Here is a 26,480-nt window from a genome sequence, read left to right on the forward strand (position 1 = left end):
CCGTCAGCAGACCCGCGGGGCAGAGCGTCGGGCCGTCAGTACGGCTGGACCAGGACGTGCGCGGCGCCCGGGATGCCGACCTTCAGCAGCTCGTCCTCCTCGGGGGTGGTCGGCGTGCCGGTCTCCTGCTTGAGGACCGCGCGGGACAGCGCCTGCACCCACATCGCGCGCGGGCGGCGGCGCGCCTCCCACGCCGTCAGCGCGGCCGGCACGCCGTCCGCGGCGTCCAGCTCCTGGGCGAGCACCAGCGCGTCCTCGACGGCCATCGCCGCGCCCTGGGCCAGGTGCGGGGTGCTGGCGTGCGCGGCGTCACCGGCCAGCACCACCCGGCCGACGTGCCACGGCTCCTCGACGGTGACCTGGGAGATCCGCGAGTGCACCACCGCGGCCGGGTCGGTGAGCAGCGCCAGTGCCTCGGCGATCGGGCCGCCGAAGCCGGCCAGCCGCTCGGCGAGCTGCTCGTGGGCGCGCTCCGGGTCCGGCCGGAAGCCGTCCTCCTCGGCGAACACCGAGCCCAGGTACATGAGGTCGTCGGTGATCGGGGTGAGCAGCGCCTTCGCGGTGAGGTTCCCGGTGGACATCACCACGCCCTGCACCTCGGGCAGGCGCGGCAGCGTGACCCGCCAGTTGGCGAAGCCCGTGTACTCGGGCCGGTACGCGTCCCCGTACAGGCGCTTGCGCAGCGGCGAGCCGATGCCGTCGAAGCCGACCACCAGGTCGTAGCGGCCCGTCCGGCCGTCCGACAGCGTGACGTCCACGCCCTCGCCGTCGTCGGCGAGCTCGGTGATCGTGGTGCCGAAGGCGACCGACGCGCCGGCCCCGGTGGCCGCGGCCGAGAGCACCTTGGCCAGGGCGGGGCGCGGGATGCCGTTGTTGGCGGGGGCGTCGCCCATCCGCGGCTGCGGGATCTTGGCCAGGACGGTGCCGGCCGGATCGCAGATGGTCAGCACCTCCCAGCCGAAGCCGGCGGCGAGGCAGGCGTCCAGGACTCCTGTCTCGCGCATCACGTGCAGCGCGTTGGAGGGCTGGATGATGCCGACGCCGAGCGCCTCCAGCTCGTCGCGCAGCTCGGCCACCTCGACCTGGTGGCCGCGCCGGGCGAGCGCGGTGGCCAGGGTCAGGCCGCCGATGCCGCCGCCGTGGATCAGGACGCGCAGGGGTGAGGTCATGACGGGATCTCCAAGGAAGGGGGAGTGGGCACCGGCTCAGCCGACGGGCGTGGGCCGGGCGGTCGAGAGGTCCATCAGGTGGTCGACGAGGGCGAGCAGCAAGTCCCGCCCGAAGGCGCGTTCGCGCACGTCACCGAGGAGCATCGGCACCTGCGGGTCGAGGTCGAGGGCGGCCCGGATCTCCGCCGGCGTCCGGGTGTTGTGGCCGTGGAAGCAGTTGATCGCCACCACGAACGGGATGCCCCGGCTCTCGAAGAAGTCGATCGACGCGAAGCTGGTGTCCAGCCGGCGGGTGTCGGCGATGACGATCCCGCCCAGCGCGCCGTTCACCAGGTCGTTCCACATGAACCAGAAGCGCTCCTGGCCGGGCGTGCCGAACAGGTAGACCACCAGCTCGGGGCTGACGGTGATCCGGCCGAAGTCCAGGGCGACGGTGGTGGTGTCCTTGCTGTCCACACCGGACAGGTCGTCCACCCCGACGCTGGCGCGGGTCAGGTACTCCTCGGTGCGCAGCGGCGCCACCTCGCTGACCGAGCCGACCAGGGTGGTCTTGCCGACGCCGAAGCCGCCGGCGATGAGGATCTTGACGGCGGCGGGCGCACTGGGGGCGGCGCCCGCCGGATCGGCGGAGGTGGGGGGAAGGGAAGCGGTCGGTGCCATGGTTCAGAGTCTCCGGAGTCCTTCGCGTACGGCCGTCAGCAGACCGAGGTCCACGCCCCCGCTGGCCCGGGCCACCGAGAGCGGGGCCCGGGCCAGCAGCAGGCCCTGGGAGACGAGGTCGCCCAGCAGGATCTTGGTGACCGAGACCGGCAGGTCCAGGCTCGCCGCCACCTCGGCGACGGCGGCGGGCCGCCGGCAGCGGTCCAGGATCAGCCGGTGCTCGGGCTGGAGGCCGCGCGGCCCGGGGCGGGGGCCCCGGGCCAGGGCCGTCCGGGCCGCCTCCTCGACGGTGGTCAGCACCGTGATCAGGGTGAGGTCGTCCCGCTCGGGCGCGGTGCGGCCGCGGGTGATGGTGTACGGGCGCACCATCGAGCCCGCGCCGTCGTCCTCGTCCTCGTCGGACACCTCGCTCCAGTGCGGGATCACCGGGTCGTCACCCCCGGTTCCTGGCCGCGAAGGCGTCGAACTCGCTGCGCACGGGGGTGCTCAGCTTCTGGCCGACCTGCTGCACCAGGGTGTGCATGGCCACCGACATCACCTCGGCGTCCACCTCCTGGGAGGCCACCACGGCCAGGTGGGTGCCCTGGGCGGCGGCGATGATGAACAGCCAGACCTCGGACAGCTCGACGATCACCTGGTGCACCGGGCCGCCGTCGAAGAGCTGGCCGACACCGCGGGCCAGGCTCTGCTGACCGGTGGCGACGGCCGCCAGGCGCTCGGCGTCGGCCCGCTCGATCGAGCGGGAGTGGCTGACGACCAGGCCGTCGTCGGAGAGCAGTACGGCGTTTCTGGTTCCGGGCACCGAGTCGACGAGTCCGTCCAGCAGCCAGTCCAAGTCCTGGTGGGTGGCGATCGTACGGTTCATGACTGGTCATCCGTCCTAGTGGTTCGGGAGTCCGCGGCAGGAAGGGCCCAGGGGGAGGGGCCCGGCGCGGGGGTCGGGAGCCCGGCTTCGGCGGGTTCGGTGGGGGATGCCGGGCGGGTGCCGTGGTCGGGGCTCGGACCGGAGGGACGGTCGGCACCCCCACCGGGGAACGGGCGGTGCTCGCCGGAATCGTGGCCGCTGCCCTGGCCACGCGCCGCGCGGGACTGCCGCTGGAAGGCACCGATCGCCGCACCCGAGCGCCGGGCCGGGCGTTCGAACGGAGCGGCCGGGCCGCCCTGCTGCTGCGCCGCGGGCACCGCACCGAAGCCGCCCGGGCCGCCGAAGCCCGTCGCTCCGGCCGACTGTTCGGACCGCGGCGGGACGCGCAGCTCGGCGGCCAGGCTGGCCTGGCGGACCCGCTGCGGCAGCGGCGGCTGCCCGCCGCTCGGCTCGGTGAACGGCACCGACGGGGCGTACTCGCGGCGCTCCCGCCGCTCGGCCAGCCGGTAGTTGTCGGCCGGCCGGTACTGCTCGTCCGCGTACGGGGCCTCCGCGGGCGTCACCGTGGCGTAGGCGATGTCCGGGTAGGCGGGGGTCTCGTAGCCGGGCGTGCCGGGGGCAGGCGTGCCGAGGACGGCGGCCTCCTGGGCCGTGGCGTCGTAGCCGGGGCCTCCCGCGGCGGGCCCGGCCGGCTCGTACGCCGGGGCGGCGAACGAGGCGGCGAGCGCGGGGTCGTACAGCGGGACCCCGTCGACCGGGGTGTCGTACGGGGGCCGCTCGGCGTACCCGGCGGCGGGCTGCGCCGCGCCGTACCCCTGGTCGCCGCCGTAGCCCTGGCCGGTGCCGTAGGCCGGCTCGGCCCTGAAGGCCGGGTTGGCCCCGAAGGCCGGTTCGGTGGCGTATGCCGGGTCCGCGTCGTACGCCGGGCCCGCGTCGTGTCCGGCGGCGGAGTCGTGCGTGCCGGTGCCGTGCGCGGCGGAGCCGTGCTCGACCGGCTGGCCGGAGTCGGCCGGCTGCTCCAGCAGCTCGTCGGGCGAGAGGCCCGCGGACCGGCCGAGCGGCCGGATGTACTCGACGTGCGCGAACGCCTCGGCGTGCCCGGCCCCGGCGGCGGTCGGCACCAGGACGGTCTCCGGCGGCTGGACGGCGCTCGGCTGCGCCGCCTCGGGCTCCGGCACGGACCGCTCCCCGCCCGCCTGCTCCTGGCCGAACCGGTCCTGGCCCGGCAGCTCGTGGCCCGGCTGATCCTGACCCGGCCGATCCTGGCCCGGCCGGGCGAGCTCGGTCGGCTCTGCGGCTGTTCCGTCGCCCACCGCGCCCACCGCGCCCACCGCGCCCGGCGAGGCCTTGCGCGAGCGGCGGGCGAGCGGGATCGGCTCGACCGGGGTGGCGTCCGGCAGGCCGGCGTCGCCGTCGATGACCAGCTCGTCGGGGACGAGCACGACCACCCGCGTCCCGCCGAAGGCCGACGGCCGGAACTCGATCTTCAGACCGGAGTTGGCGGCCAGCCGGGCGACGACGTAGAAGCCGAGGCGGATGTCGTCGGCCCGGGCCAGCACGTCCGTCCGCGGCGGACGGCTCATCAGCCGGTTGGCGGCGTCGTACTGCTGCGGGTCCATGCCGAGCCCGCGGTCCTCGATCTCCACCGCCAGGCCGCGGCCGACCATGGCGGCCCGCACCTCGACCGGCGTCGGCGGCTTGGAGAAGGTCGCCGCGTTCTCCATCAGCTCGGCCAGCACGTGGGCGACCGGGCCGACGGCGCGCTCGGAGAGCCACGGGTGGCCCTCGACGTCCAGCATGATCCGCCGGTAGTCCTGCACCTCGCCCTGGGCGGCGCGCAGCACGTCCAGCAGCGGGACGGGCTTGCGGAAGCGCCGCTGCGGCTGGCCGCCGGCGAGGATGACGAGGTTCTCCTCGTAGCGGCGGAGCCGGGCGGTGAGGTGGTCGAGGTCGAACAGGCCCTCCAGGATCTCCGGGTCCTCGTGCTTGCGCTCCAGCTCGTCCAGCTTGCGCAGCTGCTGACCGATCAGCAGCTGGGTGCGGCGGGCGATGCGCTGGAGCAGCCGCTCGAAGCCGCGGTGCTGCTCGGCCTGCCGGACGGCGGTCTCCAGCGCGGAGGTCCGCGCCAGGTTGAGCGCCTCGCCGAGGCGGGCCAGCTCGTCGGTGCCGTTGCCGTGCGGCCCGGCGGTGATCGCCCGGCTCTCCGCCTCGACGTCGACCTGCTCGCCCTGGGCGAGGCGTTCGACGACCTCGGGGAGGGTCCGCTCCAGCTCCTGCGCCTGGGACTGCAGCTCCTTGATCCGGCGGCGCAGCGAGCGGGTCAGCCGCCAGCTGGTCAGGATCACGGCGATGACCGCGACCAGGCCGATCACCGTGGTCAGTACGAAGGTGGTCAGCAGCGACAGGAACGAGCCCTTGCCGACCTCGACGATGCCGTCGGTCCGGGCCTCCAGCACCTTCACCAGCTGCGGGTTGAGCTGGTCGACGGCCTGGCGCCACTGTTCCTGCGACGCCGGCAGCCTGACCGCGCCGCCGGCGTCGGCCGCGCTCGGCCGGACCAGCGACTGCTCGACGGCGGCCTTGGACTGCCAGGCCGGACTGGTCATCAAGTCCTGCCAGGCGGCGGCCTCGGCAGCCGGGATGTACGGCACGACCTGCACGGTGAAGAGGTGGTCCTGGGCGCCGATGGCCTGCTGGAGCTGCTGGTACTCACCGGTGGTCAGCTTGCCGGAGGGCCAGCCGCGGGCGAGCAGGGCGTCCTCGCGGGCCAGCATCTCCTTGGCCCAGAAGGCGTTCACCAGGGTCTTGGAGATCCAGGTGACCTCGCCGTTGTCGACGTGGCTGAGCGCGGTGAACAGGCGCAGGTCCACGGCGATGAGGTCGGTGTAGTAGCTGAAGACGGTCTGCTGGTCGACGGCGGAGCGGTCGATCGCGGACCGCTGCTCGGCCAGCCGGCCGAGTGCCTGCCGCGCCTCGGTGACGGCGCTCTGCACCTCGCCGGGCGCGCTGTCGGCGGTCTCGCCGGAGAGCGCCTGGAACTGGCGGACGGCGTCGTCGGTCAGCTGGCGCTGGCGGCGCAGCGCGTCCGTGACGCTGCCGGGCCGGGCGAGCGCCTCGGCGCTCAGCCGGCGCTCCTCCTGGAGGTTGTAGTAGACGATGTTGGACGGCTGGCCGGCCTTCTGCGCCAGCAGACCCTGGTCCGCCTGGCGGGTGAAGTCGAGGAAGGTCTGGCCGCTGGTGACCGCCCAGAGGGCGGCCAGGGAGAGGCTGGGGACGACGGCCAGGACGAGCAGTGCCGTCCGCAGTGACAGGCGCGGACGCCTGCGGGGGGTCTTCGGCGCCGGGGGCCGCCGATTCGCACGCGCGCGCAGAGCTGTCTCCTAGGGGCTGGCGGTCGGCCTGGTGGGGCCGGACCGTCCGGGCACGGGCTTTTGACGAGGCGATACTAGTCATACCGTGTAATAGGAGTGAAAACCCGTTCGCTGTCTGGACGGTGTGCACACACAGCCTTAACACAACGTCATGCGCCCGTTCATGATTGGTAGGCAAAGTACCGCGATGACGTGCGATGACGCCATATCAGCCCCAGGGGAACACGGCGGGGAGGGCGCCCCGGGTTCATCCGGGGGGATTGTGTGTGAACAGTGTGCCGATGGCGTCCCGGCCTCCCGTCAGGGGCCGAGCAGTCGCGCTCTCGTCCCGTCCAGTTCCTCCTGAAGTGCCCGCGCGGCCCCCTCCGCGTCGCCCCGCTGGACGGCCTCCACCAGCCCGGCGTGCGAGGCGTAGCCGTGGTCCGGGTCCCCGATGCGCAGGCCCAGCAGCCCCACCAGCTCGACCAGCCGCTCCCGCAGGACGGGGGCGAACTGGGCGAAGAGGTCGGACAGCACCGGATTGTGGGCGGCCGCCACCACGGTCGCGTGCAGGGCGATGTCGGCGTCCACGAAGGTGGCGTCGTCCGCCCCGCCGGCCGCGTGGCGGGCGGCGAGCGCCCGGTCGAGCGCGGCCACGTCGGCGTCGTCGCGGCGGACGGCGGCCAGCCGGGCCGCCTGCACCTCGATCATCGAGCGGACTTCGTAGACGTGCACCAGCTCCGCCCGCCGCAGCCGGGCCGACCAGTCCTCGACCGGCCGGTCCGCCGTCACGACCACGCCCGACCCCTGGCGGCTCTGCACCATGCCGGCCCCCGCCAGCGCGCGCAGCGCCTCGCGAACCGTGGACCGGCCCACGCCGAGCTCCTTGGCGAGCGCCACCTCACCGGGCAGCTTGCTGCCGACCGGCCAGAGCCCGGCCGAGATCTGCTCCTCGATCCGCCGGGTCGCCTGATCGACGAGGGGGGAGGGGCGGAGCGGTCCCAGGGGAGGCATCGCGTTCACCTACCAGGTTGTCTGAGGAGTTGGTTCGTGGTTATCGTACCCGGCATGAAGTCGTGGAGTCTCCTTCTTGGCGGCCGCAGCGGGGTCTGACCGGACCGGCACCCCGCTGCGGGGCGCCGTGCTGCCGGTCCGTCCTCCGGACCGGCCCGCTCACGAAGGACCACCACCGTGCGATTTCCCACGCTCCGCACCCCCGCCGGCCCCGTCCCGGCCACCGCACCCGCCTGGAACCCGCAACGCGGCAGCGCCATGCCGCACCACCGCTACCGCCCCGCCCACGAGCGCGTCCCGCTGCCCTCCGGCGAGCCGCGGGAGTGGCCCGGCCGCCGGATCGAGCGGGCCCCGCTCTGGGTGCCCGTCGACCTGCGCGACGGCAACCAGGCACTTGCCGAACCCATGGACCCGGCGCGCAAGCAGCGGATGTTCGACCTCTTCCTGGCCATGGGCTTCAAGGAGATCGAGGTCGGCTACCCCTCGGCCAGCCGCACCGACTTCGACTTCGTCCGCCGGCTCGCCACCACCCCCGGCGCCGTTCCCGAGGACGTCACCGTCGTCGTCTTCACCGCCGCCCGCGCCGACCTGATCGACCGCACCTTCGAGGCCGTCGAAGGCCTGCCCCGGGTGGTCGTCCACCTCTACACCGCCACCGCCCCCGCCTGGCGCGACCTCGTCCTCGACCGCAGCCGCGACGAGGTACGGGCCCTCATCACCGAGGCCGCCGAGCACCTGGCCCGCCACGGCGGCGACCGCCCCGGCCTGCGGTTCGAGTTCTCGCCCGAGGTGTTCAACCTCACCGAACCCGACTACGTCCTGGAGATCTGCAACGGCCTCACCGAACTCTGGGACGCGAGCCCCGACCGCCCGGTGATCCACAACCTGCCGGCCACCGTCGAGATCGCCACCCCCAACGTCTACGCCGACCAGATCGAGTACATGCACCGCCACCTCGCCCGGCGCGAGGCCGTCATCCTCTCCGTCCACCCGCACAACGACCGCGGCACCGGCGTCGCCTGCGCCGAACTCGCCGTGCTGGCCGGCGCCCAGCGCGTCGAGGGCTGTCTGTTCGGCAACGGCGAGCGAACCGGCAACGTCGACCTGGTGACCCTCGCCCTCAACCTGCACACCCAGGGCGTCGACCCGATGATCGACTTCTCCGACATCGACGAGATCCGCCGCACCGTCGAGCACTGCAACCGCCTCCCCGTCCACGAACGCCACCCCTACGTCGGCGACCTCGTCCACACCGCCTTCTCCGGCACCCACCAGGACGCCATCAAGAAGGGCTTCGCCCACCACGCCAAGACCGCCGCCGACCTGGGCGTCCCCGCGGCGCAGGCCCCCTGGGCGGTGCCCTACCTGCCGATCGACCCGGCCGACCTGGGCCGCGACTACGAGGCCGTGATCCGGGTCAACAGCCAGTCCGGCAAGGGCGGCATCGCCTACCTGCTGCAGACCGGCCACGGCCTCGACCTGCCGCGCCGGCTCCAGATCGAGTTCTCCCGGGTGGTCCAGGAATCCACCGACGACAGCGGGCAGGAGATCACCGCCGACGACCTGTACGCCCTGTTCCGCGCCACCTACCTGGACGCGGCACCGCCCGTGCCGTGGCGCACCGGGGAGGCCGGCGGCCGGCACCGGGCCGAGGTCGACGGGCACCGCGGCGAGGGCAACGGACCGCTGGACGCCGTCACCGCCGCCCTCGCGGCGGCCGGAACCGCCGTCGACATCCTCCAGTTCACCGAACACGCCGTCCGCACCGGGCCCGACAGCGACGCTGTCGCCTACGTCGAGGCGCGGGTCGGCGGCACCGGGGCCGGAGGCGGAGACGTAGCCGGCGGTGTGGTCGTCTGGGGTGTCGGGCGGGACTCCTCCGTGCTCGCCGCCGGCGTGCAGGCCGTCCTCAGTGCCGTCGGCCGGGCCCGGGGGATGATGGCCCGATGACGTCCACCCTGCCCAGCCGCAGCCAGGCCGTGGCCGACGCCCTCGCGCCGGCCGGCGTCCCCGGCGAGATCCAGGTCCTGCCCGACTCCGCCCGCACCGCCGCCGAGGCGGCCGCCGCCCTCGGCTGCGAGGTCGGCGCCATCGCCAACAGCCTGGTGTTCCAGTGCGACGGCGCCCCGCTCCTGGTCATGACCAGCGGCGCCCACCGCGTCGACACCGACCACCTCGCCCGGCAGCTCGGCACCGGACCGATCACCCGGGCCGGCGCCGCCCAGGTCCGCGAGGCCACCGGCCAGGCCATCGGCGGCATCGCCCCGGCCGGCCACCCCGCCCCGCTGCGCACGGTGGTGGACGCGGCCCTGGCCGGCCACCCGCTGCTCTGGGCGGCCGCCGGGCACCCGCACACCGTGGTGCCGGTGACCTACGAGGAACTGCTCCGGCTCACGGGCGGCACACCGGTGACGGTGACGCCGCAGTAGCGGGCACGGTCGGCCGGCCGCCGCGTGCGTCGGTGGTGTGCCGTTCGTGCTGTGCCGTCTGTGCTGTGCGGTCCGTGGTGTGCGGTCCGTGGCCCTGCCGCGGACCGCACACCGCCCGCCCCGGCGTCAGAGGCCCGGCGGACGCCCCGATTTCGTCTTTCGATCATCCCTTGGTAGTTTTCTTCCTGTCGGCGGGACGAGATCGCGGAAGTGATCGAAGGCCGTACCGGACATGCGTCGGTGGTGCAGTGGTAGCACGCCCGCTTTCAGCGGGAAGGGTTCGTTCGATTCGGGCCCGGCGCTCGATTCAGCAGGGGCGGGAGTCGTCATCGACTCCCGCCCCTGCTGCTTTGCGTGGGTGCTTCCGCGTTGTTGCTGTCCGGGTGCCCGGCCTGGGGGCCCCGGCCGGGCACCCGGACGCTGAGCGGCCGCCGAGGAAACCCTCGGATGCCGAACGCCGCGGCCCAGCGGACCGTCCCGGAGGGCAGCCGGTCGCCCGCGTCCAGGCTCAGCGCCATGGCGAGTGCCGGGACGTCCCCGATGTGGGCGCGGCTCAGCACGACGTGGCCGACGAGAGCGCCGGTCGGGTCAGCCGGATCGGTGGCCACGAACGAGAGGCCGAGGTCAGACCAGGGCCCGGGAGACGAGATCGGCCCTCCGGGCGCCACGCAGCACGTGCGCGGCGATCATCACCGTGGCCACGATCTCACCTTCCCCGTCCCACTCGGCATCCTTGTCCAGCACGGACCCGTCGACGCCAACACCCCCGCCAGTACCCCCGCCAGCACCGGCGCCTCCGGTTTTCCGCCGCCCGCCGCCCGCCGCCCGGCCGCGCGCCGGACGTCGGACCCGCCGACTTCCCACTCCCGCCCGGCCGCTCGTCCCGCGGTTGGTCAGACGCGGTCCGCCGGCACCAGGCGCATCCGGCTCCGGAAGGTCAGGCTCGGCCGGGCCGGGCCGGGGCTGCGAAGGCCGCGGGCGGCCCTGTGGCAGGGTGGACGGATGGCGCCGCACTGCGAGACCTCCCCGGACCGAGCCCCCACCCGCCCCGGACCGTGGCTGGACGGACCGTGGCTGGACAGCGACCCGGTGCACCCCGATCTCCGGGCGGCGAAGGCCCTCGTCCACGACCCCTGCGGCTTCACCTGCACCCGGCCCGTCCCCGAGGCCGAGAGCGCCGAGTACGCGGCCCACACCTTCACCCTCGACGGGCGCCGCGTCCGGTTCCGCGCGGCCCGGACGACCCCGACCAAGGCCGGCCAGTTCGTCACGGTGTGGAAGCGGTCGGCCGGCGGGCCGATCCAGCCCTTCGACGCCGCCGACCCCGTCGACCTCTTCGTCATCAGCACCCGCAACGGCGACCGCCTCGGCCAGTTCGTCCTCCCTGTGGACGTGCTCCGCCGGCACGGCGTCGTGTCCGTGAACGGCACCGGCGGGAAGCGCGCCTTCCGCGTCTACCCGCCGTGGGTGACCACCACCAACCGCCAGGCCGGCAGCGCGCAGGCGTGGCAGCTCGACCACTTCCTGAGCCTGCCGCAGGACGGGCCCGTCGACCTCGCACGGGCCCGGGAGCTCTACCGCGCGTAGGGCCCGCCGTTCGACGGGGCAGGCCCCGCGGCCCCCGAGGGGTTCAGGTGCCGGGTCGGGCGGGGGCGTCGTGTGCCCAGGGGTGCCAGGAGAGGGTCCGCTCGTTCCCCCGGACCAGCACCTGTGCCGGCTCGCCGCCGGTGAGTTGGAAGCCCAGCGCCCGCGCGACGGCGATGCTCGGGGCGTTGTCGGCCTCGATCTCCAGCAGCAGGCGGGGCAGTTCCAGCACCCCGTGCGCGTAGTCGGTCAGCAGCCGCACGGCACGCAGGGCCAGGCGCTGCCCCCGGTGGGCGGAGCCGACGATGTAGCCCATGGTGCCCCGGGAGAGGTTGAGCATGACGGCACCCAGAGGCCGGAGACCGTCGGTCGTGATCGCCAGCTCCAGCCGCGACCCGTCGGCCCGGGTCCGCTCCGCCGTCCCCAGGTACTCCCGCGCGGCGTCCAGGTCGAACGGGGAGGGGAGCGTGGTGCGTTCGGCGACGCTCGGCTCGTCGAACAGCTCGACCAGGGCCGGGAGATCCGTACTCACCCACTCCCGCAGCACGAGACCGTCGCCGGTCAGCAGTACGGGCGAGTCGGGCAGCGGCACGGGGGCTCCTCCGGGTGGGCGACTTCGGGGCGCCGATCCGGCCCCGTCCTGGCATGGTGCGTCCACCGGTGCAGTGGTGGCAAGCCCGACCGCAGCCGATCGCGATCTAGACTCGCCGGATGTCCGGCCTCCTCCTGCCCACCGTCCCCCGGTCCGCCGCGCTGCTCGCCCCCGTGGCGCCGACCGTCGTCACGCCGGTCGGCGTGCTGGAGTTCCACGCCGGCCTCGACCGTCGGCGGCTGCCCGGCCGGCCCACCCGTGCCCACCGGCTCCCCGGCGGCGCCGTGGTCCACCGCTGGGAGACCGAGGCGGCCGAACTGGAGCTGCTGCTCTGCCCGTTCGAGGCCGGCGAGACGGAGTTCACGCTCCCGGTCGACGCCTGCTGGGGCGCCGTCTGGCAGCTGCGCGCCCGTACCGCGCTCCGTCACGTCGAGCTGTCCGCCGGCTTCAGCGGCGTCCCGGCCGACGTGGAGAGCGGGTACGACGGCGGACAGGCGGTGGCCGCCGTCTCGCTGTCGAACGCCGGCACGGAGCTCACCCTCGGCGGCTCGGACGAGGAGGAGATCTGCGCCCGCGCGGCGGACGGCAGGGCGCTGCCCCGCCGCTGGGCCGCCCACCTCGACGACGTGTACGCCCGCTCGCCCCGCCTCGCCTGGGGCGTCGAGTACCTGGACGACCACCGCAGCCTCGCCTGGACCCTCCCGCCGTTCGAGCCGGGTGACGAGGCCGTCCTGCACGCCGCCGTCAGCTGGCGCACCCCGCAGCCGGAGGACCCGGAGGACGACATGTCGCCCTGGTGGGCGGTCCTGGTGCAGCCCGAGCGCATCCTCGCGGCGGCTACGGGCGCTGCGCGGCCGTGAGCGACTCCACCACGAGGAGGGCGCGCTCAGCCTCGGCGCGGACCTCCGGATCGGGATCGTCGGCCGCCAGGCGCTGAAGGACCACTGACGTCTCGGCGGCGGTGGGCCACTGCCAGGCCAGCATGGTCGACGCCTGCGCGCGCACCTCGGGGCTCGGGTCGTCGACGGCGCGCTCGCCGACGAGGAGGCCGCCTTCCTCGGGCGCCCGCATCGCGTACTCCTGCAGGGCGAGCATCCGCAGCTCGGGCAACGGGTGCCCGGGGCTGCCGGCGCCTGGGCCGCCGTCGCCCTTCCGCCGCCGCGACGCGGCTGCCACACTCGCGGCATGGGCATTCGGGGGGATGCGCCGGGCGAACCGGCTTCTGTCGTCGATCAGTTCACCGCAGGTCGGTTCACCGCGGGTCCGTTCACCGTGCAGCCGTTCGCGGCGAGACAGGTCGCGGGCGTGGCCGCCGCCGTCGCCGCGCTGCTGGTGCTGCTCGCCGGGCGCTACGGATACCACCGGGACGAGCTGTACTTCCTGGTCGCCGGGCGGCACCCGGCCTGGGGGTACGTCGACCAGCCGCCACTGACGCCGCTGCTCGGGCGGGCGTCGACGGCGGTGTTCGGTGACGGCCCGACCGGGCTGCGGGTCGTCCCGGCGCTGGCGGCCGCGGCGAGCATCACCGTGGTGGCCCTGCTGGCCCGGGAGTTGGGCGCCGGGCGGCGCGGCCAGGTGCTCGCCGCCTGCGGGACGGCGGCCTCGGCCTTCGTCCTGGCGACCGGTCACTTGCTGAACACCAGCACGTTCGACCTGCTCGCCTGCCTGACGGTCGGCCTGTTCACGGTGCGGCTGCTGCGGACCGGTGACGGCCGCTGGTGGGTGGCGGTGGGCGCGGCGAGCGGCGTCGCACTGCTGAACAAGGACCTCGTCGTGCTGCTCGCCGCCGCCGTCGTCCCCGCCGTGGCGGTGGTCGGCCCCCGGCGGGCGCTGCGCGGCCGCTGGCCGGTGGCGGGCGTGGGCGTGGCGCTGCTGGTCTCGCTGCCGAACCTGTGGTGGCAGGCCGCGCACGGCTGGCCGGAGCTGACCGTGGCCGGCGGGATCAGCGACAAGGACGGCGCGGACAACCGGCTGATGTTCGTGCCGATGCAGATCCTCTACCTGTCCCCGGTGCTCGTCCCGGTCTGGCTCGCGGGGCTGCGACGGCTCCTCCGGGATCCGGAGGTCCGCTGGGCGCGGGCCTTCGCCGTCGCCGCGCCGGTGCTCTGCGTGCTGGTGATCGCCGCCGGCGGCAAGCCGTACTACGCCTTCCCGCTGCTGCTGGTGCTGATGGCGGCCGGCTGCGAACCGGTGGCGCAGCGCCTGGCCGCCCGGCCGCGCCGTGGGCGGGCGGCGTTCGCCGGGTGGCTGGCGTTCGCGGCGGCGGTGAACGTGGTGATCACCCTGCCGGTGCTGCCGGCCCGGCTCGTCCCGGCCGTGAACCGGATCTACCGGGAACAGGGCGAGCAGATCGGCTGGCCCGAACTGGCCGATGCGGCCGCGGACGGCTGGTCCGCTGTCCCCGCCGGGCTTCGCTCCCGGGCGGTGATCTTCGTGACCAACTACGGCGAGGCGGGCGCACTGGACCGCTACGGCCCGCGCCACGGCCTGCCGGGCGCCTACTCGGGCCACATGAGCCTCGCCGACTGGGGCCCGCCGCCGGACACCTCCGACGGCCCGGTCCTGCTGCTCCACCCGGACGGGTACGCCGCGGTGGAGCGCTACTTCACCGGCTGCCGGGTGGTCGCCCGCGCCGACAACGGCCACGGTGTGCCGAACGAGGAGCAGCACACGCCCGTCCTGCTCTGCTCCGGCACCACCCGCCCCTGGTCCGCCCTCTGGCCGGAACTGCGGTACTACTACTGACGGTTCGCGGCCACCGCGACGGTCGGTGCGTCGTGCTGCGCGTCGGCCGGCGCGTCGGCGACCGTGACGGCCGGTGGATCCGGGGCCGGACGTCCGCGCGCTGCCTCCGGTCAGCCGGATCGTGCCACGAAGCGGCGCTGCCACGGCGTTTCGACGGCGTGCCGGTCGTAGTGCGCGCGGACGTAGGCGACGGCCTCGCGCGCCGGTACGCCGTCGAGGACGGCGAGGCAGGCGAGCGCCGTGCCCGTGCGGCCGCGGCCGCCGGCGCAGGCGACCTCGACGCGTTCGACGGCCGACCGCTCCCACATCTCCCGCAGTGCCGCAGCTGCCGCGGTGCGGTCGGCGGGGAGGCGGAAGTCCGGCCAGCGGAGCCAGCGGGTCTCCCAGCGGAAGTCCCCGGGCGGGCGGCCCAGCAGGTAGAGGCCGACGGTGGGTTCCGGGCCGGGCGGCAGGGGGCGGCGCAGGCCGCGGCCGCGGACCAGCCGGCCGGACGGCAGCCGCAGTACCCCGGTGGCGGTGCGGTCCCACGGTTCGGGGTGGGTGGCGGGGGTCATGCGGTGAGCCTACGGCGCCCCCGGCGGCCTGGCGGCCGAGGCCCGTCGGTCGGTGGCCGGTGGCCGGCGGCCAGCGGACGGCAGCCGGCGGACGCCGATGGGGGAGCCGGTGCCCGGGGGCCATCAACCGATCGGTTGATGGGCGGGTCGGTCGGTCGAGCGGATCGGTGGATGCCGCCCGGAGCGGCCGATCGCGAAGCTTGAGCCATGAAGAACAGCGGCAGTCCAGCGCCGGCCGCCCCGGGCGACATCGTCCGGGTGACCGGCCTTCAGAAGTCCTACGGAGGGCGTGCGGTCGTCGACGACGTCACCTTCTCGGTCGGCGAGGGCGAGATCTTCGGCATCCTCGGCCCCAACGGCGCCGGCAAGACGACCCTGGTGGAGTGCGTGGCGGGGCTGCGCGCCGCCGACGCCGGCAGTGTGCGCGTCGTGGGGCTCGACCCCCGGGCGGACCGGGTGGCCACCACCCGCCTGCTCGGTGTGCAGCTCCAGCAGAGCGAGCTCCAGGCCCGGATGACGGTGCGCGAGGCCCTGGAGCTGTACGGGGCGTGCTACCCGGAGCCGGCCGACTGGCGGTCGCTGGCGGAGCGCCTCGGCCTCACCGACCGGCTGTCCGTCCGGTTCGCGGACCTCAGCGGCGGGCAGAAGCAGCGGCTGTTCATCGCCCTGGCGCTGATCGGCCGGCCGCGCGTGGTGATCCTCGACGAGCTGACCACGGGGCTCGACCCGCAGGCCCGGCGCGCCACCTGGGAGCTGGTCGAATCGATTCGCGACGACGGCGTGACCGTCCTGCTGGTCACCCACTTCATGGAGGAGGCGCAGCGGCTCTGCGACCGGATCGCGCTCCTCGACCGGGGGCGGATCGTGGCGCTCGACACCCCCGGCGGGCTGGTCGGCCGCAGCTCCGGGGCCACCGTCATCTCGTTCCGGCCGTCCCGCCCGCCGGCCGAGGAGGACCTCGCCGCGCTCCCCGGGCTGGTCTCCGTCGAGACCTCGTCCGGCCGGCTGACGCTCGCCGGGACGGACGAGACCGTCGACGCCGTGCTCACCCTGCTCGCCCGCAACCGCATCACCGCCCATGAACTGCGCGTCACCGAGGCCACCCTGGACGACGCCTTCATCGACCTCACCGGAGCCGGATCATGACCACCGCCACCACGGCCCCCCGTACCGCCCCGCGCCCGCGCCGGCCGCTGCGATCGCTCCTCTCGGGCCCCGCCGCCGCCGTCCTGCGGAGCGAGGCCCGGCTCTTCCTGCGCGAGCCGGCAGGCGTGTTCTGGATCCTGGCGTTCCCGACCCTGCTGCTCCTGATCCTCGGGGCCATCCCGACCTTCCGGACCGTCGACCCCGCGCTGGGCGGCATCCGCCTGATCGACGCCTACGGGCCCGTCACCGTGCTGATCGCGATGCTCACGGCCGGGATCCAGGGGATGCCGCCGGTGGTCACCGGCTACCGCGAACGCGGCATCCTGCGCCGGATGTCGACCACCCCGGTCCGCCCGGCCGCGGTGCTCGGCGCGCAGTTGGTGCTGCACGGCGCGGCCGCGCTGCTCTCTGCGCTGCTGACGCTGGCGGTGGGCCGGATCGTGTTCGACGTGCCGCTGCCGAGGCAGCCGTTCGGCTACCTGGCGGCGCTGTTGCTCGCCGTCCTCGTGTCGCTGGCGCTGGGCGCGCTCGTCGCGGCGCTCTCCCGGACGTCGAAGATCGCCAGTGGGATCGCGTCCGCCGTCTACTTCCCGATGATGTTCTGCGCGGGTACCTGGCTGCCGGTGCAGGTGATGCCGTCGGTGCTCGCCCGGATCGTCGAGGTCACCCCGTACGGGGCTGCCGCCCGGGCCCTCGGTGAGGCGACGGCCGGCGGCTGGCCGGGCTGGGGCCACCTGGGCGTGCTCGCCCTGTGGGCGGTGGGGCTCCTCGCGGCGGCGGCCCGCTGGTTCCGCTGGGAGTAGCCCGGTGGGTCGGCGGGGGCCGAGGGCCCGTGGGAGCGGGTCGAGGGTTTCGGGACAGGCGGCGGGAGCGGGGAGGGGCCCGGCGGGACGGCCGTCGGGCCTCGGGCAGACTGGGCCGCTGATCGTCGGGGACGGGGAGAGGGAGGCGGGGATCGTGCGGGGGAGCGGGACCGGGCGGGACGCGGAGGACGTGCGGGAGGCGGAGGACGTGCGGGGGGCCGGGAGCGGGCCCGGGGCGGGTGCGCCCGGAGGAGGCCTCGGAGCACAGCAGGGGGCGGACAACGCCGCCCAGGCCTTCGCCGCCGTGGAGCGGCGGTGGCTGGTGTTCCACCGCTGGGGCCCGTTCGCCCTGCTGGGTGTGGGGTTGGTGGTGTCGGTGGCCACCTCCCGGCTGCTGGCCATGGACGGGGCGCGCTGGACGGTCGCCGGGGCGCTGGTCGGTGCGGCGCTGCTGCTCCAGACCTGGTGGGCGCAGACGATCCGGAACCCGTCCGGAGCCGCCGGTCCCTCCGGAGCCGGAGCCGGTGCTGGTGCCGGTGCCGGTGCCCGTGCCGGTGCCGAGCCCGTCCGGCCCGCCGCGGTCGGGCCCTCCGCCCGCAGCGCCGCCTACTACGGCGTCCGCTGGGCGCTCGCCTTCGCCCTCTCCTGGCAGAACCCGTTCTTCACCGTCTACGCGGTGGCCGGCTACTTCGACGCGGAACGGCTGCTGCCTCGGCGCCTGCGCTGGCCCGGCATGGCCGCCACCGCCGTGGCGCTCGCCGGCGCCCAGTCCGGGGGCCTGCCGCCGCGCGGAACGATCGGCTGGATCGCCTTCGGCGGGGTGCTCACCGTCCACCTGGTGCTGCTGGTGGTGGTCAGCCGGCTGGCCGCCCACGAGGCCGACCGGGCCCGGATCCAGGCCGACACCATCGACGAACTCGCCCGCGCCAACGCCGCGCTCGAACAGGCGCTGGCGGAGAACGCCGCCCTGCACGCCCAACTGCTCGTCCAGGCCCGGGAGGCCGGGGTCGCCGACGAGCGCGCCCGGATGGCCGCCGAGATCCACGACACCATCGCGCAGGGCCTGGCCGGGATCGTCACCCAGCTCCAGGCGGGCGCCACCACCCCTGATCCGGCGGCGGCCCGCGAGCACCTCGACCGCGCCGCCGACCTCGCCCGGCACAGCCTCGGCGAGGCCCGCCGCTCGGTCCGGAACCTGTCCCCGGTGGCGCTGGAGCACGACACGCTGACCGAGGCGCTGCGCAAGACGGTCGAGCAGTGGCGCGAACGGACCGGCGCACGGGCCGAGTTCACCGTCACCGGCACGGTGGAGGAGCTGCACGGCGAGATCGCCGCCACCCTGCTGCGGATCGCCCAGGAGGCGCTGGCCAACGCCGCCCGCCATTCCGGGGCGAGCCGGCTGGGGCTCACCCTCTCGTTCATCGACGACGAGGTGGTGCTGGACGTCCGGGACGACGGCCGGGGCTTCGACCCGCTCGTGCTGCCCGCGGCCTCCGCCCGCGCCGGGACGGGCGGCTTCGGCCTGGCCGGCATCCGGGCCCGGGCCGAGCGGATCGCCGGATCGGTCACCGTCGAGTCCGAACCCGGCTTCGGGACGGCGATCTCGGCTCGCGTACCGTTGGTGCGTCATGAGCGCTGATGTGATCACCCTTCTGCTGGTGGACGACCACCCGGTCGTCCGGGACGGCCTGCGCGGCATGTTCGCCGCCGACCCGGGGTTCCGGGTGCTGGGCGAGGCGTCGAGCGGCCCGGAGGCGGTCGCTCGGGTCGCCGCCCTGGATCCGGACGTGGTCCTGATGGACCTGCGGATGCCGGGCGGGGGCGGGGTCGAGGCGATCACCGAGCTCACCCGCCTGGGCGTGCGCTCCCGGGTGCTCGTCCTCACCACGTACGACACGGACGCCGACACCCTCCCCGCGATCGAGGCGGGCGCCACCGGATACCTGCTGAAGGACGCGCCGCGCGACGAGCTGTTCACCGCCGTCCGCGCCGCGGCGCAGGGGCGCACCGTGCTCTCGCCGGCGGTCGCCTCCCGCCTGGTCGCCGCGGTGCGCACCCCCGCGGCCCGCGGCGAGGCGGCGCCCGGGGACGCGGCCCGTGGTGGCGCCGGGCCGGGCGAGGACGGACGGGGGGAGGCGCCGGCGGAGGCCCCGCTGTCGACCCGCGAGCGCGAAGTGCTGGCGCTGGTGGCCCGGGGCACCTCGAACCGGGAGATCGCCCGGGTGCTGTTCATCAGCGAGGCCACCGTGAAGACCCACCTCACCCACATCTACGGCAAGCTCGGCGCCGCGGACCGGGCGGCGGCGGTGGCGCAGGCGTACGAGCGGCGCATCCTCGGCTAGCGCCGCACCAGGCGACGTTCGCCCTGCTGTGGGTCTGCCGGCCAACGGGTTCGGCCGGTGACGATAATCGACCGGGTGACCGCTGTCGAACGTCCTCTGCCGCCCCTGAACGCCGACGAGCGCACCACGCTCGAAAGCTGGCTCGACTTTCACCGCGCCACCCTCGCCATGAAGTGCGAGGGCCTGGACGACGAGCAGGCTGCCGTCGCGTCCGTGCCGCCGTCCGGCTTCACGCTGACCGGTCTCGTCCGGCACATGGCGGAGGTGGAGCGGAACTGGTTCCGCCGGGTGTTCGCCGGAGAACAGGCCCCGCCCATCTACGACCCGGAGGCCGACCCGGGCGGTCCCGACGGCGGCTTCGAGCTGGCCGAGGGCGCCACCCTGCGCGACGCCCTCGCCACCTGGCACGCGGAAATCGCCCGCGCCCGCGAGCACTGCGCCGGCCGTCCTCTGGCCGACACCGGCCGCTTCATGGAGCAGGACGTCAGCCTCCGCTGGATCTACGTCCACATGATCGAGGAGTACGCCCGCCACAACGGCCACGCCGACCTGGTCAGGGAACGCATCGACGGCGCCACCGGCGTATAGCGCCGGCCGGGCTCGGAGAACCCCTGCCCCGTGGTGACGTGACGCGTCGGTGCGGACGCTGGTCCGCACCAGCACGATGTCGCACCCCGGTCGGCAGTGGACACTAGGACCGTAGGATCGTGGTCACGATGCGGCGGACGGCGTCGGGATCCGGCGGGGTGCCGTGCCGGTCGGCGAACAGCATGTGGGTGGCCCCGATCAGGGTGGGGGCGAGGGCGTCGACGTCGGCGTCCGCGGGGATCCGGCCGAGGTCGCGTTCGGCGGTGAGGTAGCCGGCGATCACGGCGGCGGCGTCCGTCAGGACGGGGACGCCGGTCGGCCGGGCCGGGCGCAGCCGGGCGCGCAGGTCGTCCCGGGAGGTGACCAGGCTGATGATCGCGACCGCGACCGAGCCGAACAGCCCGGTCAGTGCCTCGGTGAGGTGGTCGGTGACGCTGCCCGTCCCGGCCAGGCGGGTGAGGTCGGCGCCCCGGCTCCCGACCCGGGCGATCCGGTCCAGGACGAGTTCGGCGAGGAAGCCGTCGAAGTCGGCGAAATGCCGGTGCAGGACTCCCTTGGCGCAGCCCGCCTCGGTGGTCACCGCCCGGCTGGTCAGGGCACTCGGGCCGTCCCGGAGCAGGACGGTCTCGGCGGCGTCGAACAGCTGCTCCCGCACGTCGCGGATGGCCACCCCGGTGGGCACGGCGCCCCGCCTCCTCCTGTTGCGCACGACTGCTGCGCACGACTGATGTGCACGACTGCTGCGCACGATCCCACCGATTGACGAGTGGGCAAGTGCCCACTCATAGTGGGCGCATGCCCACTTTACCGCTCCCCGAGCGTGAGTCGCATCAACACCGCCGCGCCGCCGAGTCGTTCGGCGCGGACGCCGCACGCTACGACCGCGCCCGGCCCCGCTACCCCGACGCCCTGGTGGAGGCCGTCGTCGCCGCCGGCCCGGGGCGCGACCTCCTGGACGTCGGCATCGGCACCGGCATCTCGGCGCGGCCGTTCCGCGCCGCCGGCTGCACGGTGCTGGGCGTCGACGCCGACCCGCGGATGGCTGCCTTCGCCCGCCACGACGGCTTCGACGCCGAGGTGGCCGCCTTCGAGGCCTGGGACCCGGCCGGCCGCACCTTCGACACCGTCGTCGCCGGGCAGACCTGGCACTGGATCGACCCGGTCGCCGGTGCGGCCAAGGCGGCCCGCGTCCTGCGGCCGGGCGGCCGGCTGGCCGTGTTCTGGAACGTCTTCCGGCCGTCCCCCGCGACGGCCGGGGCCTTCTCCGCCGTGTATCGGTGCGTCCTGCCCGACTCGCCGCTCAACCCCTGGGCCGGGCCTGTCGCGCAGGCGTACGAAGGGCTGTTCGCCAAGGCCGCCGACGGGATCCGGCAGGCCGGTGCGTTCGGCGAGCCGCAGCAGTGGCGCTTCGACTGGGAGCGCCGCTACACCCGGGAGGAGTGGCTCGACCAGCTGCGCACCGGCGGCGACGCCGGACGGATCCCGCCGGACAGGTTCGAGGAGCTGCTGGCGGGCTTCGGCGCCGCCGTCGACGCGCTGGGCGGCGCCTTCACCATGCCGTTCACGTCGGTGGTGGTCACGGCGGCACTGGCCGGCACCGGGCCGTCGGGGCCGTCGGTGTCGTCCGAGGCGTCCAGCCCGTCGGAGCCGGAAGACACCGCCGCCGTTCGGTGAACAGCCGCGCGCGCACGGTTTTCTGATGGTGGATCGGTAGAGTCCGGTGGCATGACCGAGCTGACTGACGCCCCGCACGACGGGGCCCCCGGAGGCGGCCGGCTGGCCGGCAAGGTGTGCGTGGTGACGGGCGCGGCCAGCGGCATCGGCCGCGCGGTGGCCGAGCGCTTCGCCCGCGAGGGCGCTTCGGTCGTCGCGACCGACATCGACGCCGACGGCCTGCGGAGGCTGGCGGAGCGGTTCCCGCAGGCCGTCGGCACGGTGGTCGGCGACGTCTCGCGGGACGAGGACGCCCGCCGGATGATCCGCGCCGCCGTCGACCGGCACGGCCGCATCGACGTCCTGGTGGCCAACGCGGGCGTGCTCCCGCTGATGGAGATCACCGCGGCGAGCGCCGAGGACTGGGACGCGGTGATGGCCGTCGACGGCCGCGGCATGTTCCTCACCTGCAAGTACGCGGTGGAGGCGATGGCCGCACCCGCCGGTACGGGCGGGGCGATCGTCTGCGTCTCCTCGATCTCCGGCGAGGCCGGCCAGCGCGGCCAGGCCGTCTACGGGCCCGCCAAGTTCGTCGCGTCCGGCCTGACCAAGCACCTCGCCGTCGAGTGGGCCGACCGCGGCATCCGGGTCAACGCGGTGGCCCCGGGCACCATCACCACCGAGCGCGTCCGCCGGCTCCAGGACGAGCCGGGCGGGCCCGAGTACCTCGCCGCGATCGAGAAGCTCCACCCGATGGGCCGCCTCGGCGCCCCAGCTGAAGTGGCCGCCGCCGTGCTCTTCCTGGCCTCGGACGACGCCTCCTTCGTCACCGGCGTCGTCCTCCCCGTGGACGGCGGCTACCTGGCGCAGTAGCACGCCCGGGAGCCGCCGGTCCGCGGGCAGCTGTCGGGCCGGTGTCAGCCGGGCATGTTCCACTGCTGGCTGGCACCGCCGGTGCAGTCCCACTGGCGGACCGGGGCACCGGGGTCGGTGCGCCAGTCGGCCACCTCCAGGCACTTGGCGCTGTGGATGTTGTAGACCGTCCACCGGTCGGTGCCGGGTACGCGGGAGTAGGACCACTGCTGGTTGTCGCCGCCGGTGCAGTCCCACTGGCGGACGGGAGCGCCGTTGTCGGTGCGCCAGTCGGCCACCTCCAGGCACTTGTGGCTGTACTCGTTCGGCATGCCCGTGAACTGGCTCCAGCGCTGGTTGGTGCCGCCGTTGCAGGTCCACTGGGCCGCCGGGGCGCCGGTCTGAGTGCTCCAGCCGCCGATCTCCATACAGAGCCCGCTGTAGCCGTTCACCATGACAGTCGACGTCGGCAGGTCGCCCGCCGCGGCGGTGGCCGCCCCGGGGGCGAGTGCCAGGGTGACGAGGAGGGCGCCCGCGCCCGCCGCGGAGACCCGTCTGCCGATTCCGTTGCTCATTCTGTCCACTCCTCGGTGTCGTGCCGTCAGGGTGGAGCACGCACACCGTCCCCCCGATCGGCGGAGAGCACCGTAGCAGCGCCCGGTCAGCCGCCCGCGGCCGGATGCCTGCGGAGCTCGGCGGGCTCCCCGGAGAACACGACCTCCCCCCGGTGCAGTACGTGGACGACGGCCGCGCCGGCCAGGCCGGGCGGGAGCGACTGCGCGGTCAGCACCACGGCCCGGCTCCCGGCCCCGGCGGTGGCCAGCAGGTGCGCGTGCAGTCGGGCGGCGACCGCGGGTGCCAGGCCCCGGTCCGGTTCGTCGAGCAGGAGCAGCCCCGGCCGGGCGGCCAGCGCCCTTGCCAGGGCGACGAGTTGTTGCTGCCCGCCGGAGAGCGTCCCGGCCCGGCGGGGCAGCAGGCCGGCCAGCTCGGGGAAGAGCGCGAGCACCTCCCCGGCCGCGGGGCCGCCCAGCGCCAGGTGCTCGGCCACCGTGAGCGAACCGAACACCGCCCGCTCGGCCGGCACCAGGGCGAGCCCCAGCCGGACCCGCCGGTGCACGCCGAGCGCCGTGACGTCCCGCCCCTGCCAGACCACCCGCCCGGCAGTCAGCGGGACGAGGCCGGCCAGGGCGTGCAGCGCGCTCGTCCGCCCGGAGCCGTTGCGGCCGAGCAGGACGGTGACGGCGCCGGCCGGGACGGCGAGGTCCACGCCGTGCAGCGCCTCCAGCGGGCCGTAGCGGACGCGCACGGCGTGCAGGGCGGCCTCGACGGTCACGGCTGCCCCGGCTCCGCGGCCGTCCCGCCCCAGGCGCGGGCCACTCCGGGGTCGTCGAGGACGGCGGCCGCCGTCCCGTGAGCCACCACCCGGCCGGCCGCCAGCACGTAGACGTGGTCGGCGAGTTCACGGACCAGGTCGGGATCGTGCTCGACCAGCAGCAGCGCCGTGCCGCGGTCGGCCAGGCCGCGCAGGACGGCGGCCAGCCGGGCGGTCTGCGCGGTGTCCAGACCGGCCGCCGGCTCGTCCAGCAGCAGCACGCGCGGCCCACCCGCCAGCGCGCGGGCCAGCTCCACCAGGCGCAGCACCCCGGTGGGTTGGTCGCCGGCGGGCTGCGCCGCGACGCCCTCCAGGCCGAACAGCGCGAGGGCGCGGGCCGTCGCGGCGTCCACGGCGCCCGGGTCCGGGCGGCGGCCACGCCGCTGCTCGGCGCCGATCCGGACGTTGTCCGCCACCGTGAGGGTCGGGAAGACGGCGATCTGCTGGAACGTCCGGGCCAGCCCGAGCCGGACCCGGGCGTGCGCGGGCAGCCGGGTGACGTCCCGGCCGCCGAGGAGCACCCGCCCGGCGTCCGGGCGGGCGGTGCCGGCGAGACAGTCGAACAGGGTGCTCTTCCCCGCGCCGTTCGGCCCGATCAGCGCGGTGACCCGGCCCGGCGGCGCGGTGAGGTCCACCCCCGCCACCGCCTCGATCCCGCCGTAGCGGCGGGCGAGGCCGCGAGCCGTCAGCCGGGCGGGCGCGGGGCCGCTCCCGCTCACGGCGACGCCTTCCCGGGGCTCCCGGAGCCGGAGCCGGCGGCGGCCTGCCGGGCGGCGATCCGGGCGCGGGCCCGGAGCCCCGCCGCGGTGAGCCGCACCGGCGGGAACCCCGGCGGCTCCAGCTTCGGCTCCGGGAGCCCCGGGGGCGGCTGGGCCGGGCGGTGGCGCGGCAGCCGGGCGGCCATACCCGCCAGGCCGCCCGGCAGCCGGCCGATCGCCGCCGCCAGCACCCCGACCGCGACCGCCGACACCCCCGGCACCGTGCCCGCGTCCAGGCCGATCAGCAGGGCGGCGGCCAGCACCGCGCCGAGGGCGCTGTCGGCGCCGGCCACCACCACCGCGGCGAACCAGAGCAGCCCGAGCACCGGGTCGAACGACGCCGGGTCGAACGCCCGCCCGGCCAGCCCCATCAGCCCGCCGCCCAGCGCGGCCAGCCCCGCCCCGACGACGAACGCGGACAGCTTCAGCCCGGGCACGTTCACGCCTGCCGCCACCGCGCCCGCCTCGTGGTCGCGCATCGCCGTCAGCGCCCGGCCCGTCCGTCCGCGGTGCAGCCCTCGGACCACCAGCAGGCCGAGGGCGAGCAGCACCAGTTCGGCGAGGTAGAAGGCCCGGTCACCGTCCAGGAAGGCGGGCCGGTCCAGGGTCAGCCCGGCGGTCGCGTACGGCTGCTGGAAGACGAAGCGGCTCATCGCGGTGCCGACCGCGAAGGTCACCAGTGCCAGGGCCGGCCCCCGCCGCCGGATCGCCGGCCACCCGGTGAGCAGCCCGAGCGGTGCCGTCGTGAGCACGGCGAACAGCAGTGCGGGCACGGCGGGCAGCGGCGGCACGCCGGGGATCCGGCCCGACATCAGCAGTGCCGTCCCGAGCGCGCCCAGCCCCGCGTACCCGGCCTGGCCGAGCGAGATCTGCCCGCCGTACCCGGTCACCACCACGACGGAGAGCAGCACCAGGGCCAGCGCGGGCACCAGCAGGGCGCTGCGCAGGTCGCCGTTGCGGAAGCCGAGCGGCAGCAGGAGCAGAACGAGGCAGACCGCCCCGGCGGCCCGCCCGCCGCCGCCCGCCCCCCGGGTGGCCGGCGGCCGGCCGGTCAGCGGGCTGCGGTCGCCGCGCCCGCCGCCGATCCCGGGGCCGGCCAGCAGCGCGGTGACGAGCAGCGCCACCACGAACAGGTTGGCCTGCACCGCCTGCACCAGCGGGAGCAGTTGGCCGGCCGGTTGCAGCCTGGTCAGCTCGGACTGGGCGATCCCGAGGCCGAGACCGGTCGCCACCGCCACCGGGATGCTGCGCAGCCGGGCGGCGACGGCGACGGCCAGCGTCTCCATCACCAGCAGCGGCAGCCCGTAGGGGTCGAGCAGCAGGTAGGGCGCCAGGGCCACGCCGACCAGACCCGCCGTGAACGAGCCGAACGCCCAGCCCGCCGCCGACACCCGGTCGGCGTCCACCCCGGCCAGCCGGGCCAGCCGGCGGTCGTCCACGACGGCCCGCAGCCAGAGGCCGAACGGGGTGAAGCGGGTGGTCACGGCGACCGTCAGCCCGAGCAGCAGGATCGCGCCGAGCTGGGCGACGGCGTCCGGGCGCAGCGGGTGCCCGCCCGGCAGCCCGATCGGCGCGCCGCCGAACGGGGACGGCGCGCCGCCGACCGGGGCATCGCCCCAGAGCAGCACCACCACCCCGATCAGCAGCACGAACACGCCGAGCCCGGCCACCATCGTCTCGGCCGTCCCGGCGCCGCGCCGCTGCAGCGGCCGGTACACCAGGACGTCCAGCAGCACCCCGAGCGCGGGGGCGACCAGCAGCAGGCAGCAGGCGACGGCCGGCCAGACCGGCCAGTGCCGCACCACGACCAGATCGCGCACCAGGTAGGCGACCAGCATCGCCTGGGCGCCCTGGGCGAGGTTGAGCACGCCGGTGGCGCGGTGGCAGACCACCAGGCCGATGCCGCTCAGCGCGGCGGCGCTGCCCACGGTGAGACCGGCGAGCGCGAGGTCGACAGTGAGGCCGAGGGAGTCCGGGGAGGGGGCGTCCGGCACGGGGAGCACC

24 protein-coding genes, 1 tRNA gene and 1 pseudogene are annotated in these 26,480 nt (G+C 75.4%); 13 read left to right on the forward strand and 13 right to left on the reverse strand.

Features of this window, described 5'->3' with window-relative positions; translation table 11 throughout:
• Positions 1 to 35: 35 nt before the first annotated feature.
• The 6 genes from OH807_RS32320 to OH807_RS32345 form a co-directional block, all read right to left on the reverse strand.
• On the reverse strand, positions 36 to 1,169 hold the full coding sequence (locus OH807_RS32320; protein WP_406206156.1) for an FAD-dependent monooxygenase: 1,134 nt from the start codon (positions 1,167 to 1,169) through the stop codon (positions 36 to 38).
• A 36-nt stretch (positions 1,170 to 1,205) separates the two neighbouring features.
• Positions 1,206 to 1,829, reverse strand: coding sequence for a GTP-binding protein (locus OH807_RS32325; RefSeq protein WP_406206158.1), 624 nt, complete (start codon positions 1,827 to 1,829; stop codon positions 1,206 to 1,208).
• 3 nt (positions 1,830 to 1,832) lie between these two features.
• Positions 1,833 to 2,198, reverse strand: a complete 366-nt coding sequence (locus OH807_RS32330; protein WP_406211302.1) for a DUF742 domain-containing protein — start codon at positions 2,196 to 2,198, stop codon at positions 1,833 to 1,835.
• A 64-nt stretch (positions 2,199 to 2,262) separates the two neighbouring features.
• On the reverse strand, positions 2,263 to 2,694 hold the full coding sequence (locus OH807_RS32335; RefSeq protein ID WP_406206161.1) for a roadblock/LC7 domain-containing protein: 432 nt from the start codon (positions 2,692 to 2,694) through the stop codon (positions 2,263 to 2,265).
• Positions 2,691 to 5,885, reverse strand: coding sequence for a nitrate- and nitrite sensing domain-containing protein (locus tag OH807_RS32340; RefSeq protein ID WP_406211304.1), 3,195 nt, complete (start codon positions 5,883 to 5,885; stop codon positions 2,691 to 2,693). Before OH807_RS32340 ends, OH807_RS32335 begins: the two co-directional genes overlap by 4 nt.
• A 480-nt stretch (positions 5,886 to 6,365) precedes the next feature.
• Positions 6,366 to 7,058: a FadR/GntR family transcriptional regulator gene (locus OH807_RS32345; protein WP_406206163.1), complete on the reverse strand. Its 693-nt coding sequence runs from the start codon at positions 7,056 to 7,058 to the stop codon at positions 6,366 to 6,368.
• 258 nt (positions 7,059 to 7,316) lie between these two features.
• Between OH807_RS32345 and OH807_RS32350 the strand changes: the two genes are divergently transcribed.
• The 4 genes from OH807_RS32350 to OH807_RS32365 all read left to right on the forward strand — a co-directional run bounded on the left by OH807_RS32350 (position 7,317) and on the right by OH807_RS32365 (position 11,074).
• On the forward strand, positions 7,317 to 9,008 hold the full coding sequence (locus tag OH807_RS32350) for a 2-isopropylmalate synthase (RefSeq protein WP_406211306.1): 1,692 nt from the start codon (positions 7,317 to 7,319) through the stop codon (positions 9,006 to 9,008).
• Positions 9,005 to 9,487, forward strand: a complete 483-nt coding sequence (locus OH807_RS32355) for a YbaK/EbsC family protein (protein WP_406206166.1) — start codon at positions 9,005 to 9,007, stop codon at positions 9,485 to 9,487. The genes OH807_RS32350 and OH807_RS32355 overlap by 4 nt, the downstream gene beginning before the upstream one ends.
• 234 nt (positions 9,488 to 9,721) lie before the next feature.
• Positions 9,722 to 9,790, forward strand: a tRNA-Glu gene (locus OH807_RS32360).
• A 699-nt stretch (positions 9,791 to 10,489) separates the two neighbouring features.
• A complete protein-coding gene (locus OH807_RS32365) occupies positions 10,490 to 11,074 on the forward strand; it encodes a MepB family protein (protein WP_406206168.1) in 585 nt (194 codons plus the stop codon).
• Positions 11,075 to 11,117: 43 nt separating this feature from the next.
• Here OH807_RS32365 and OH807_RS32370 read toward each other — a convergent pair whose 3' ends face one another.
• Complete coding sequence (locus tag OH807_RS32370; protein ID WP_406206170.1) at positions 11,118 to 11,663, reverse strand: GNAT family N-acetyltransferase; 546 nt, start codon at positions 11,661 to 11,663, stop codon at positions 11,118 to 11,120.
• Positions 11,664 to 11,782: 119 nt separating this feature from the next.
• Between OH807_RS32370 and OH807_RS32375 the strand changes: the two genes are divergently transcribed.
• Positions 11,783 to 12,523 carry a hypothetical protein gene (locus OH807_RS32375; protein WP_406206172.1) on the forward strand — a complete coding sequence of 247 codons (741 nt, stop codon included), beginning with the start codon at positions 11,783 to 11,785 and terminating at the stop codon, positions 12,521 to 12,523.
• On the opposite strand, the gene OH807_RS32380 is transcribed toward OH807_RS32375, so the two are convergent.
• A complete protein-coding gene (locus tag OH807_RS32380; RefSeq protein WP_406206175.1) occupies positions 12,501 to 12,839 on the reverse strand; it encodes a HEAT repeat domain-containing protein in 339 nt (112 codons plus the stop codon). The genes OH807_RS32375 and OH807_RS32380 overlap by 23 nt on opposite strands.
• A gap of 9 nt (positions 12,840 to 12,848) precedes the next feature.
• Here OH807_RS32380 and OH807_RS32385 point away from each other — a divergent pair, with 9 nt between their 5' ends.
• Complete coding sequence (locus OH807_RS32385; RefSeq protein ID WP_406206178.1) at positions 12,849 to 14,408, forward strand: glycosyltransferase family 39 protein; 1,560 nt, start codon at positions 12,849 to 12,851, stop codon at positions 14,406 to 14,408.
• 110 nt (positions 14,409 to 14,518) lie between these two features.
• On the opposite strand, the gene OH807_RS32390 is transcribed toward OH807_RS32385, so the two are convergent.
• On the reverse strand, positions 14,519 to 14,962 hold the full coding sequence (locus OH807_RS32390) for a protein-tyrosine phosphatase family protein (RefSeq protein ID WP_406206180.1): 444 nt from the start codon (positions 14,960 to 14,962) through the stop codon (positions 14,519 to 14,521).
• 207 nt (positions 14,963 to 15,169) lie between these two features.
• Between OH807_RS32390 and OH807_RS32395 the strand changes: the two genes are divergently transcribed.
• From OH807_RS32395 to OH807_RS32415, 5 genes are all read left to right on the forward strand, one after another.
• Positions 15,170 to 16,108, forward strand: a complete 939-nt coding sequence (locus OH807_RS32395) for an ABC transporter ATP-binding protein (protein ID WP_406206183.1) — start codon at positions 15,170 to 15,172, stop codon at positions 16,106 to 16,108.
• The gene (locus OH807_RS32400) at positions 16,105 to 16,911 is read left to right on the forward strand and encodes an ABC transporter permease (RefSeq protein WP_406206186.1); all 807 of its coding nucleotides are present in this window, start codon (positions 16,105 to 16,107) and stop codon (positions 16,909 to 16,911) included. The genes OH807_RS32395 and OH807_RS32400 overlap by 4 nt, the downstream gene beginning before the upstream one ends.
• 304 nt (positions 16,912 to 17,215) lie before the next feature.
• Positions 17,216 to 18,550, forward strand: a complete 1,335-nt coding sequence (locus tag OH807_RS32405; protein WP_406211308.1) for a sensor histidine kinase — start codon at positions 17,216 to 17,218, stop codon at positions 18,548 to 18,550.
• Entirely contained in the window at positions 18,540 to 19,253 is a 714-nt protein-coding gene (locus tag OH807_RS32410; RefSeq protein WP_406206188.1) for a response regulator, read from the forward strand. The genes OH807_RS32405 and OH807_RS32410 overlap by 11 nt, the downstream gene beginning before the upstream one ends.
• Positions 19,254 to 19,328: 75 nt before the next feature.
• Positions 19,329 to 19,841 (forward strand): DinB family protein, encoded by a 513-nt coding sequence (locus tag OH807_RS32415; RefSeq protein WP_406206191.1) that lies wholly within the window; start codon positions 19,329 to 19,331, stop codon positions 19,839 to 19,841.
• 103 nt (positions 19,842 to 19,944) lie between these two features.
• Here OH807_RS32415 and OH807_RS32420 read toward each other — a convergent pair whose 3' ends face one another.
• Positions 19,945 to 20,523 (reverse strand): TetR/AcrR family transcriptional regulator, encoded by a 579-nt coding sequence (locus tag OH807_RS32420; protein WP_406206194.1) that lies wholly within the window; start codon positions 20,521 to 20,523, stop codon positions 19,945 to 19,947.
• Positions 20,524 to 20,636: 113 nt separating this feature from the next.
• Between OH807_RS32420 and OH807_RS32425 the strand changes: the two genes are divergently transcribed.
• Together OH807_RS32425 and OH807_RS32430 are read left to right on the forward strand one after the other, a co-directional pair.
• Positions 20,637 to 21,515, forward strand: coding sequence for a class I SAM-dependent methyltransferase (locus OH807_RS32425; protein WP_406206196.1), 879 nt, complete (start codon positions 20,637 to 20,639; stop codon positions 21,513 to 21,515).
• A 51-nt stretch (positions 21,516 to 21,566) separates the two neighbouring features.
• Positions 21,567 to 22,367 (forward strand): SDR family NAD(P)-dependent oxidoreductase, encoded by an 801-nt coding sequence (locus tag OH807_RS32430; RefSeq protein WP_406206199.1) that lies wholly within the window; start codon positions 21,567 to 21,569, stop codon positions 22,365 to 22,367.
• Between the two features lie 44 nt (positions 22,368 to 22,411).
• Here the strand turns inward: OH807_RS32430 and OH807_RS32435 are convergent, their stop codons facing one another.
• The 3 genes and pseudogenes from OH807_RS32435 to OH807_RS32445 all read right to left on the reverse strand — a co-directional run bounded on the left by OH807_RS32435 (position 22,412) and on the right by OH807_RS32445 (position 26,470).
• A complete protein-coding gene (locus tag OH807_RS32435; protein WP_406206202.1) occupies positions 22,412 to 22,921 on the reverse strand; it encodes an RICIN domain-containing protein in 510 nt (169 codons plus the stop codon).
• A gap of 86 nt (positions 22,922 to 23,007) precedes the next feature.
• Positions 23,008 to 23,679, reverse strand: coding sequence for an ABC transporter ATP-binding protein (locus OH807_RS32440; RefSeq protein ID WP_406206205.1), 672 nt, complete (start codon positions 23,677 to 23,679; stop codon positions 23,008 to 23,010).
• Positions 23,676 to 26,470: pseudogene (locus OH807_RS32445) on the reverse strand (ABC transporter permease subunit). The gene OH807_RS32440 and the pseudogene OH807_RS32445 overlap by 4 nt, the downstream one beginning before the upstream one ends.
• Between the last annotated feature and the right edge of the window lie 10 nt (positions 26,471 to 26,480).

It is taken from the genome of Kitasatospora sp. NBC_01560 (assembly GCF_045208415.1).
Classification (GTDB): Bacteria; Actinomycetota; Actinomycetes; order Streptomycetales; family Streptomycetaceae; genus Kitasatospora.